Origin of the sequence: Avibacterium endocarditidis (assembly GCF_002921145.1) — a bacterium.
GTDB classification, from domain to species: domain Bacteria; phylum Pseudomonadota; class Gammaproteobacteria; order Enterobacterales; family Pasteurellaceae; genus Avibacterium; species Avibacterium endocarditidis.
In genome coordinates, this window is the sequence record NZ_PQVI01000034.1 from 1 (window position 1) to 10,507 (window position 10,507).

A 10,507-nucleotide genomic window follows, 5' to 3' on the forward strand; every position below is an offset into this window, starting at 1 on the left:
TGCGGTATAAATTTTAGGAGTTTTTTCTTTGCGCAGATTTATGTCCTTATTGTATGAAATCACGAAAATTTCTCTTATTTTTAATAGGCAACAAAATAAGAAAATGCTACAATTCCCCGTTCAAAACAGCATCCCGATTTTAATTGAATAATGGATACAATTATGGCGTCAAATATTGATAAAAAGAAACACGCTGAACAAGCGGAACATCTTCAAAAATCGAAAGGACTAAATACCTTTTTATGGCTACTCGGCATTGTCATTATTGCCGTTGCAGCAGTGGGAAATATTTATTTTGCAGATCAATTTTCTACTCCAATCCGCGTGGTTGCGGTAGTGATCTTATTACTTGTTGCTTTGGGAATTTTAGCAATTACGAACCAAGGAACAAAAGCACGAGCCTTTTTAAAAGACTCTAGAACAGAATTAAGAAAAATTGTATGGCCAACACGTTCTGAGGCGATGCAAACAACCTTGATTGTAATGGCTGTTACAATGATTGTTTCCCTAATTTTATGGGGGCTTGATTCTATTATTGTTTCTGTAATTAATTTCTTAACAAATTTGAGGTTCTAAGATGACAGAGAATACTCCAAAAAAACGCTGGTATGTGTTACAAGCATTTTCTGGCTTTGAAGGCCGTGTAGCAGCAACATTACGCGAATATATTAAATTGCACCAAATGGAAGATCAATTTGGTGAAGTGCTTGTGCCGACAGAAGAAGTGGTTGAGAATGTTGGTGGTAAACGCCGTAAAAGCGAACGTAAATATTTCCCAGGCTATGTATTAGTGCAAATGGAAATGAATGATTACACTTGGCAGCTTGTGCGCAGTGTGCCACGCGTAATGGGTTTTATTGGCGGTACGCCAGATAAACCTGCCCCGATCAGCAATCGCGAAGCAGATATTATCTTAAATCGCCTTGAGCAAAATTCTGATAAACCGAAACCAAGAACCGTATTCCAGCCGGGTGAAGATGTACGCGTTAAAGAAGGTCCATTTGCTGACTTTAACGGAACAGTGGAAGAGGTCGATTACGATAAAGGTCGCCTAAAAGTTTCTGTTTCAATCTTTGGTCGTGCAACACCTGTTGAGTTAGAGTTTGGACAAGTAGAGAAAAATAATTAGTGTACAAAAAGGTAAGCAATGCTTACCTTTTTTATTTGGTTTTTATCATTTTGAACAGAATAAAAAATATTTGAAACTATTTTTTGTGGAAGCTGTCCTTCTTCTTTCTTGATAAAAGATTCCATTCTGAAAAATGGAATAGTGTGAGGAGGAAGATTTATAGTCTCTAAAAGACAATATTGTTATGTTTTGTTTGAAGCAGAAAACTGTTCAGGTGGTGATTATGAGCTTAGCAAAAGAGTACCACCTCTAAAAGTAATAAAGAAATCTAGTCTCTTGGGAATGTTTTTTAAAGAAAAAATGACCGTATTTTAAAGAAATAAAGGTATTGTTTTATTCTTTTTTCAATAATAGGATAATTTCTTCTAATTGTTTAATCTCTTTCTCTTTTTGTTTTAGCAGTTCTTACTTGTGTGTGATGATAAGCTTGAGTTTTTCATTTTCTTGTGCAACGGCATCGCTGTTTGCATAATATACAGAATTATTTTGGCTATTTTCGCTGAATAAACAAAAAAATCCTTTTTCTGTTGCAGAGTATAATTCAGAAACGTTAATGTGAAAAATTTCAGCAATCTTTTCTAATTTTTCTAGGCTTAATTTTGAAATGCCGCGTTCCAGTTTCGAATATCCATTCAGTGAAATTCCCAACTTCTCAGCCATTTCTTCTTGGGTGAATTGGTTGATTTCTCGCATTGTCCTTACTGTTTCGTGGATTTTCATATTTATCTCTCTTAAGTTGAATTTTTCTTACTAATACGGTCAAATTTAATACTTTGAGTTGGTGTTGTCTATGGTTATAAGAGTATATCATATAATCTCATTAATCATGTATTACATAGAGGTCATTATGGGATTTTTAGGGACAATTTTTTCTACGATAACTAATAAATGGACTGACACAGCCACTTATCTTGAAGCCACAGATTGTAGAGGTGAAGGGCACAGAGTTAGAATTATGAAAGAGGATGGTAAGTTTAGGATTTATCCTAATTACCAGCTTTTGAATTTATTGAAAAAAGATCCAGAGATAATTATGCAATTCTCAGTTAATGGTAGTATATTAAATGCAATGAATTTTAATATGGTAATTAAAGGCGATTATCTTGAGTCTAAATTTGCAAGTGCATTATTATTTGATTTTGAGAGAGTATTATATAAGCATGGGGTGATTCAAATTGGGTTAAATGGAATTAGTGCTGGAATGTATAATAGCAAAGGTTATTTCTAATATTTTTGTTGTAACTCTGCTTAAAGTTATTGTATAATTCGCAGTCTATCACGAGCAAGTCATCTTGCTCGTGGTTTTTTGTAAAGCATCTTTGATGTGTTTCAATTAACGGGGAGCTGAAAAGCGTTATCACCCATAACGAGGAAATTAAAATGGCAAAGAAAGTTCAAGCCTATATTAAGTTGCAAGTTGCAGCAGGTATGGCTAACCCTTCACCACCAGTTGGTCCTGCATTAGGTCAACAAGGTGTGAACATTATGGAATTCTGTAAAGCATTCAACGCACGTACTGAGAGCTTAGAAAAAGGTTTACCGATTCCAGTAGTGATCACTGTATATGCAGACCGTTCATTCACTTTTGTTACTAAAACTCCACCAGCAGCGGTATTATTGAAAAAAGCAGCTGGCATTAAATCTGGTTCTGGTAAACCGAACAAAGATAAAGTAGGTAAAGTAACTCAAGCACAAATCCGTGAAATCGCAGAAACTAAAGCAGCGGATATGACTGGTGCAACAATCGAAACTAAGATGAAATCTATTGAAGGTACTGCGCGTTCAATGGGTTTGGTAGTGGAGGACTAATCAATGGCTAAACTAACCAAACGTATGAAAGCAATCAAAGCGGGTGTTGATTCAACCAAAGCTTATGAAATCAATGATGCGATCGCAGTATTAAAACAATTTACTAGCCCTAAATTCGTAGAAAGCGTTGATGTGGCAGTAAATTTAGGTATTGATGCACGTAAATCTGACCAAAACGTTCGTGGTGCGACTGTGTTACCAAACGGTACAGGTCGTAACGTTCGCGTTGCTGTGTTCACTCAAGGTGCTAACGCAGAAGCTGCGAAAGAAGCGGGTGCAGATTTAGTGGGTATGGAAGATTTAGCAGAGCAAATCAAGAAAGGCGAAATGGACTTTGATGTTGTTATCGCTTCTCCTGATGCAATGCGTGTTGTAGGTCAGTTAGGTCAAATCTTAGGGCCACGTGGCTTAATGCCAAACCCGAAAGTGGGTACTGTAACTCCAAACGTTGCTGAAGCAGTGAAAAATGCAAAATCTGGTCAGGTTCGTTACCGCAATGATAAAAACGGTATCATTCACACCACAATCGGTAAAGCAGACTTCACCCCTGAGCAATTAAAAGAAAACTTACAAGCATTACTAGCCGCCTTAACAAAAGCAAAACCTGCTTCTGCGAAAGGTGTATTTATTAAGAAAGTAAGTCTTTCTACCACTCAAGGTGCAGGCGTTGCAGTAGATCAAAGCAGCCTATAATTTGAGTTTTGAAAACGGCTTATCAAATGGAATAAGCCGTTTTTTATGATTGGCATTTAGATATAAAAATTAATGGTTAGAACTTTTTGTTTACATTGATTATAAATATATCTATAATGCCCGACCTAAATCTGCTTAGGTAGATTTTTGATGGTGCTTACTATCAAGCCCCATCCAAGACCGTAGGCGAAATGATGCGAATCATTTCTTAATTTTAACGCCTGCGTAGATGGTGGACAGACAGAATTTTCTGCTTCTGGACACCTCTTAGCCTCAAAAAAAGAAATTGCCTTGCAGTAAAAGTGCGGTGGATTTTTTGAGATTTTTTAGAAGTTCCGCTTAGGCGGAGTGTATCAGGAGCTAACAGCCAATGGCATTAAATCTTCAAGACAAACAAGCAATTGTTGCTGAAGTAAATGAAGCAGCCAAAGGTGCCCTATCAGCAGTTATCGCGGATTCTCGTGGTGTAACCGTTGATAAAATGACTGAATTACGTAAAGCAGCTCGTGAAGCTGGTGTTTCAATGCGTGTTGTGCGTAACACTTTATTACGCCGTGCAGTTGAAGGCACTGATTACGAGTGCTTAAAAGATGCGTTTGTAGGTCCAACACTTATCGCATTCTCTACTGAACACCCAGGTGCAGCAGCACGTTTGTTCAAAGATTTTGCAAAAGCAAATGATAAGTTTGAAATTAAAGGTGCAGCCTTTGAAGGTAAGATCCAAGATGTTGAATTCTTAGCAACATTACCGACTTACGAAGAAGCAATTGCACGTTTAATGGGTACAATGAAAGAAGCTGCGGCAGGCAAACTTGTTCGCACTCTTGCAGCATTACGCGACAAATTACAAGAAGCAGCTTAATCCAAGCGTTTCTTACCAGGTTTAACTTATTTACTTTAGGAATTGATTGTTATGTCATTAACTAACGAACAAATTATTGAAGCGATCGCTTCTAAATCAGTAACTGAAATCGTAGAATTAATCTCTGCGATGGAGAAAAATTCGGTGTTTCAGCAGCAGCGGCTGCAGTAGCAGTAGCAGCTGGCGGTGACGCTGGTGCAGCTGAAGAAAAAACTGAATTCGATGTAGTTCTTGCAGCAGCAGGTGCTAACAAAGTAGCAGTTATCAAAGCAGTACGTGGTGCAACTGGCTTAGGCTTAAAAGAAGCTAAAGACTTAGTGGAATCTTGCTCCAGCAACCTTAAAAGAAGGTGTAGCGAAAGCTGAAGCTGAAGCACTTAAGAAAGAATTAGAAGAAGCTGGCGCGCAAGTAGAAATCAAATAATTTTGATTTTTCAGCGACCAATTCTGGTTCTAAAAACCCCGATAGTGATATCGGGGTTTTTGTTTATATGATTTTTAGTTGCTTGACTTTTATTTATTTATTCTTATATAATAACCAGCCATTTTTAATTCACTAACCTTTTTGGATTAAAAATATACTGAATAATCACCGTTTTGTTGCGTGAATCAGGCTAGTTTTCTGGTAGTTTGATGGCAACCCGCTCATCAGAAGTAAGGTTCAGAGTGCGGTATCTGAAAACGGATTCATCATTGATATGATAAAAATGCGTGAAAAAATCACCGCACTTTTCTTTTATATCAACTCGGTCTCACTAAAATTTACTGAGGAAAACCAATGGGTTACTCCTATACTGAGAAAAAACGTATTCGTAAAGACTTCGGCAAACGTCCGCAAGTTTTAAATGTACCTTATTTATTAACTATTCAACTTGATTCTTTCGATAAATTTATCCAAAGAGATCCAGATGGTCAGCAAGGCTTAGAAGCGGCATTCCGTTCGGTATTTCCAATTGTCAGCAACAATGGCAATACGGAATTACAATATGTGAGCTATCGCTTAGGCGAGCCAGTATTTGATGTGCGTGAATGTCAAATTCGCGGCACCACTTATGCTGCACCATTGCGTGTGAAATTACGTCTTGTTAGCTATGACAAAGATGCCGCGCCAGGCACAATTAAAGATATTAAAGAGCAAGAAGTTTATATGGGTGAAATCCCATTGATGACAGATAACGGAACATTTGTGATTAATGGTACAGAGCGTGTAATCGTTTCGCAATTACACCGTAGCCCAGGCGTATTCTTTGATAGCGACAAAGGTAAAACGCACTCATCAGGAAAAGTGCTTTATAACGCACGCATTATTCCTTACCGTGGTTCTTGGTTAGATTTTGAGTTTGATCCAAAAGATAACTTATATGCGCGTATTGACCGCCGCCGTAAATTGCCGGCAACCATTATTTTGCGTGCATTAAACTATACAACAGAAGAAATTTTAGACTTATTCTTCGATAAAGTTGTTTTCCAAATTGAAGATAACAAATTATTAATGACCTTAGTGCCAGAAAGATTGCGTGGTGAAACGGCAACTTTCGATATTGTGGCAAATGGAAAAACTTATGTTGAAGTCGGTCGCCGTATTACTGCTCGCCATATTCGCGCCCTTGAAAAAGACAATGTGACTCAGGTTGAAGTACCAACCGAATACATTGTGGGTAAAGTGGCAGCGAAAGATTATGTTGATCTTGAAACTGGCGAAGTGATTTGTCCTGCCAATGGTGAAATTACGCTAGAGATTTTAGCGAAACTCGCTCAAGCAGGTTACAAAACGATCGAAACCCTATTTACTAACGATTTAGACTACGGCCCGTATATTTCAGACACTTTACGCGTTGATCCAACTACTGATCGCTTAAGTGCATTGGTTGAAATCTATCGTATGATGCGTCCAGGTGAGCCGCCAACAAAAGAAGCGGCAGAAGGTTTATTTGATAACCTGTTCTTCTCACCAGATCGCTATGATTTATCTGCGGTGGGTCGTATGAAATTCAACCGCTCTTTAGGCATTGAAGAAACGACTGGTAGCGGCATTTTAAGCAAAGAAGATATCGTTAATGTAATGCGTAAATTAATCGATATCCGTAACGGCCGCGGCGAAGTAGATGATATTGACCACTTAGGTAACCGCCGTATTCGTTCTGTAGGTGAAATGGCAGAAAACCAATTCCGTATTGGCTTAGTGCGTGTTGAGCGTGCGGTGAAAGAGCGTCTTTCTTTAGGTGATCTTGAAGCTGTAACTCCACAAGATTTAATTAATGCCAAACCAATTTCGGCAGCGGTGAAAGAATTCTTTGGTTCATCACAACTTTCTCAGTTTATGGATCAAAATAACCCGCTTTCAGAAGTAACCCATAAACGCCGTATTTCAGCCTTAGGGCCAGGTGGTTTAACCCGTGAACGTGCAGGCTTTGAGGTGCGAGATGTTCACGCAACTCACTATGGTCGTGTGTGTCCAATCGAAACCCCTGAAGGTCCAAACATCGGTTTGATCAACTCTTTAGCGGTGTATGCGCGTACTAACGATTATGGTTTCTTAGAAACACCATACCGCAAAGTGGTAAACGGCCAAGTTACAGAAGAAATTGAATATTTATCGGCCATTGAAGAAGGCAAATATATTATCGCGCAGGCGAACTCAAACTTAGATGATGAATTACGCTTTACCGATACTTTCGTAACCTGTCGTGGTGAGCACGGTGAGTCTGGTTTATATCGTCCAGAAGAAATTCACTATATGGACGTATCCACACAGCAAATTGTTTCTGTGGCAGCAGCGCTTATCCCGTTCCTTGAACACGATGATGCGAACCGTGCTTTGATGGGTGCGAACATGCAACGCCAAGCGGTACCAACCTTGCGTGCGGATAAACCATTAGTCGGTACAGGTATGGAAAAACCGGTGGCGTTAGACTCTGGTGTTGCGGTTGTAGCAAAACGTGGCGGAACAATCCAATACGTTGATGCTTCGCGTATTGTTGTAAAAGTAAACGAAGATGAAACCGTTGCAGGTGAGGCAGGGATTGATATTTACAACCTTGTGAAATATACCCGCTCTAACCAAAATACCTGTATTAACCAAATTCCTTGCGTGAAATTAGGTGAGCCAATTGAACGTGGTGAAATCCTTGCCGATGGTCCATCAACGGATCTTGGTGAACTTGCCCTCGGTCAAAATATGCGTGTGGCATTTATGCCTTGGAATGGTTATAACTTTGAAGACTCAATGTTAGTGTCTGAGCGTGTGGTGCAAGAAGATCGTTTCACCACCATTCACATTCAAGAGCTTTCTTGTGTGGCGCGTGATACCAAATTAGGCTCTGAAGAAATCACTGCGGATATTCCAAACGTAGGTGAAGCGGCATTAAGCAAACTTGATGAATCAGGGATCGTCTATATCGGTGCGGAAGTGAAAGGCGGTGATATTCTTGTGGGTAAAGTTACGCCAAAAGGTGAAACCCAATTAACCCCAGAAGAAAAATTATTGCGTGCGATCTTTGGTGAAAAAGCCTCTGACGTGAAAGACTCTTCATTACGCGTACCAAACAGCGTATCAGGTACGGTTATTGACGTTCAAGTGTTCACCCGTGATGGCGTAGAAAAAGATAAACGTGCCTTAGAAATCGAAGAAATGCAGCTAAAACAAGCGAAGAAAGACCTCGTTGAAGAATTAGAGATCTTAGAAGCAGGCTTGTTTGCACGCGTTCGCAATGTGTTGATTTCAGGCGGAATTGACGCTGCGCAATTAGATCAATTAGAACGCACCAAATGGTTAGAACAAACCCTTTCAGACGAAGCGAAACAAAGCCAGTTAGAGCAATTAGCTGAGCAATATGAAGAACTTCGTAAAGACTTTGAGCATAAACTTGAAGTGAAACGCGGCAAAATTATCCAAGGTGATGATCTTGCGCCGGGCGTATTGAAAGTGGTGAAAGTGTACCTTGCGGTGAAACGTCAAATCCAACCAGGGGATAAAATGGCGGGTCGTCACGGTAACAAAGGGGTTATCTCAAAAATCAACCCAGTTGAAGATATGCCGTATGACGAAAATGGTCAGCCAGTAGATATCGTATTGAACCCACTGGGCGTACCTTCTCGTATGAACATCGGTCAGATCCTTGAAACGCACTTAGGTTTAGCGGCGAAAGGAATTGGTGATCAAATTAATGCAATGATCAAACAAAAACAAGATGTTGAGAAATTGCGTGGTTATATCCAAAAAGCCTACGACTTAGGTGGCGGTTCACAAAAAGTGGATCTTTCAACCTTTACCGATGAAGAAGTAATGCGTTTAGCGCAAAACTTACGCAAAGGTTTACCATTGGCAACGCCAGTATTTGATGGTGCGCACGAAGAAGAAATTAAAGGCTTATTAGAGCTAGGTGGATTGCCAACTTCAGGTCAAATCACCTTATACGATGGTCGCACAGGTGAGAAATTTGAACGTCCAGTAACCGTAGGTTATATGTATATGCTCAAATTGAACCACTTAGTTGATGACAAAATGCACGCGCGTTCAACAGGTTCTTATAGTCTTGTTACGCAGCAACCATTGGGTGGTAAAGCACAGTTCGGTGGTCAGCGTTTCGGTGAGATGGAGGTTTGGGCGCTTGAAGCTTATGGTGCCGCTTACACCTTACAAGAAATGCTCACGGTGAAATCCGATGATGTGAACGGCCGTACGAAGATGTACAAAAACATCGTGAGCGGTAACCAACAAATGGATCCGGGTACACCAGAATCTTTCAACGTAATTATGAAAGAAATTCGTTCACTCGGTATCAACATCGACTTAGACGAAGAATAATCTGATAAGCGAAAGCTAAACTAAAGTACGCTCAACTCAAGTGCGGTGAAAAAATTCAAAATTTTACACCGCACTTGGATAAGTTTAACTCCGACAGGAGCAAAATCTGTGAAAGACTTAGTTAAGTTTTTAAAAGCACAATCTAAATCCAGCGAAGATTTTGATGTGATCAAAATTGGTTTAGCCTCACCGGATATGATCCGTTCTTGGTCATTTGGTGAAGTTAAGAAACCTGAAACCATCAACTACCGTACGTTTAAACCAGAGCGTGACGGGCTTTTCTGTGCGCGTATTTTCGGGCCAGTAAAAGACTACGAATGTTTATGCGGAAAATATAAACGCTTAAAACACCGTGGGGTAATTTGTGAAAAATGTGGCGTAGAAGTGACACAAGCAAAAGTTCGCCGTGAACGTATGGGTCATATTGAGCTTGCTTCACCTGTTGCTCATATCTGGTTCTTAAAATCTTTACCGTCCCGTATCGGCTTATTATTAGATATGCCGTTGCGTGATATTGAACGTGTACTTTATTTTGAATCTTACATTGTTACTGAGCCGGGAATGACTGATCTTGAAAAAGGTCAATTATTAACGGAAGAACAATATATGGACGCAGAAGACCGTTGGGGCGATGAATTTGAAGCTAAAATGGGTGCAGAAGCGATCCAAGCGTTATTGCGTGATATGGATCTAGAAGTGGAATGTGAAACCTTGCGTGAAGAATTGCAAGAAACCAATTCAGAAACCAAACGTAAAAAAATCACTAAGCGCTTAAAATTATTAGAATCTTTCATTCAATCAGGTAATAAACCTGAATGGATGGTGATGACCGTATTGCCAGTGTTACCACCAGATTTACGTCCATTAGTTCCACTTGATGGCGGACGTTTTGCCACTTCAGATTTGAACGATTTATATCGCCGAGTGATCAACCGTAATAACCGTTTAAAACGCTTATTAGACTTGATCGCGCCGGATATTATCGTGCGTAACGAAAACGTATGTTACAAGAATCTGTTGATGCGTTATTGGATAATGGTCGCCGTGGCCGTGCAATTACTGGTTCTAACCGCCGTCCATTGAAATCACTTGCGGATATGATCAAAGGTAAACAAGGTCGTTTCCGTCAAAACTTATTGGGTAAACGTGTAGATTACTCCGGCCGTTCTGTAATCACCGTAGGGCCATACTTACATCTACATCAATGT

General features: G+C 39.7%; 8 protein-coding genes and 2 pseudogenes. 9 read left to right on the forward strand and 1 reads right to left on the reverse strand.

Annotated elements, in window-relative coordinates:
* The first annotated feature begins 162 nt into the window (after positions 1–162).
* Complete coding sequence (secE, locus tag C3Z13_RS03250; protein WP_103854411.1) at positions 163–576, forward strand: preprotein translocase subunit SecE; 414 nt, start codon at positions 163–165, stop codon at positions 574–576.
* A gap of 1 nt (position 577) precedes the next feature.
* Entirely contained in the window at positions 578–1,129 is a 552-nt protein-coding gene (gene nusG, locus C3Z13_RS03255) for a transcription termination/antitermination protein NusG (protein WP_103854984.1), read from the forward strand.
* A 405-nt stretch (positions 1,130–1,534) separates the two neighbouring features.
* Here nusG and C3Z13_RS03260 read toward each other — a convergent pair whose 3' ends face one another.
* Complete coding sequence (locus tag C3Z13_RS03260; protein WP_342750339.1) at positions 1,535–1,849, reverse strand: helix-turn-helix domain-containing protein; 315 nt, start codon at positions 1,847–1,849, stop codon at positions 1,535–1,537.
* A 127-nt stretch (positions 1,850–1,976) separates the two neighbouring features.
* Between C3Z13_RS03260 and C3Z13_RS03265 the strand changes: the two genes are divergently transcribed.
* From C3Z13_RS03265 to C3Z13_RS03295, 7 genes and pseudogenes are all read left to right on the forward strand, one after another.
* Entirely contained in the window at positions 1,977–2,357 is a 381-nt protein-coding gene (locus tag C3Z13_RS03265; RefSeq protein ID WP_126371128.1) for a hypothetical protein, read from the forward strand.
* 152 nt (positions 2,358–2,509) lie between these two features.
* Positions 2,510–2,938 (forward strand): 50S ribosomal protein L11, encoded by a 429-nt coding sequence (gene rplK / locus C3Z13_RS03270; RefSeq protein WP_103854413.1) that lies wholly within the window; start codon positions 2,510–2,512, stop codon positions 2,936–2,938.
* 3 nt (positions 2,939–2,941) lie between these two features.
* Positions 2,942–3,631 carry a 50S ribosomal protein L1 gene (gene rplA, locus C3Z13_RS03275; RefSeq protein ID WP_103854986.1) on the forward strand — a complete coding sequence of 230 codons (690 nt, stop codon included), beginning with the start codon at positions 2,942–2,944 and terminating at the stop codon, positions 3,629–3,631.
* 370 nt (positions 3,632–4,001) lie between these two features.
* Positions 4,002–4,493, forward strand: a complete 492-nt coding sequence (rplJ, locus tag C3Z13_RS03280) for a 50S ribosomal protein L10 (protein WP_103854415.1) — start codon at positions 4,002–4,004, stop codon at positions 4,491–4,493.
* Positions 4,494–4,544: 51 nt separating this feature from the next.
* Positions 4,545–4,916, forward strand: a pseudogene (gene rplL, locus C3Z13_RS03285) (50S ribosomal protein L7/L12).
* 354 nt (positions 4,917–5,270) lie between these two features.
* Positions 5,271–9,299 carry a DNA-directed RNA polymerase subunit beta gene (gene rpoB, locus C3Z13_RS03290; protein WP_103854987.1) on the forward strand — a complete coding sequence of 1,343 codons (4,029 nt, stop codon included), beginning with the start codon at positions 5,271–5,273 and terminating at the stop codon, positions 9,297–9,299.
* 108 nt (positions 9,300–9,407) lie between these two features.
* Positions 9,408–10,507 (forward strand): annotated as a pseudogene (locus tag C3Z13_RS03295) (DNA-directed RNA polymerase subunit beta'); the annotation flags it as partial.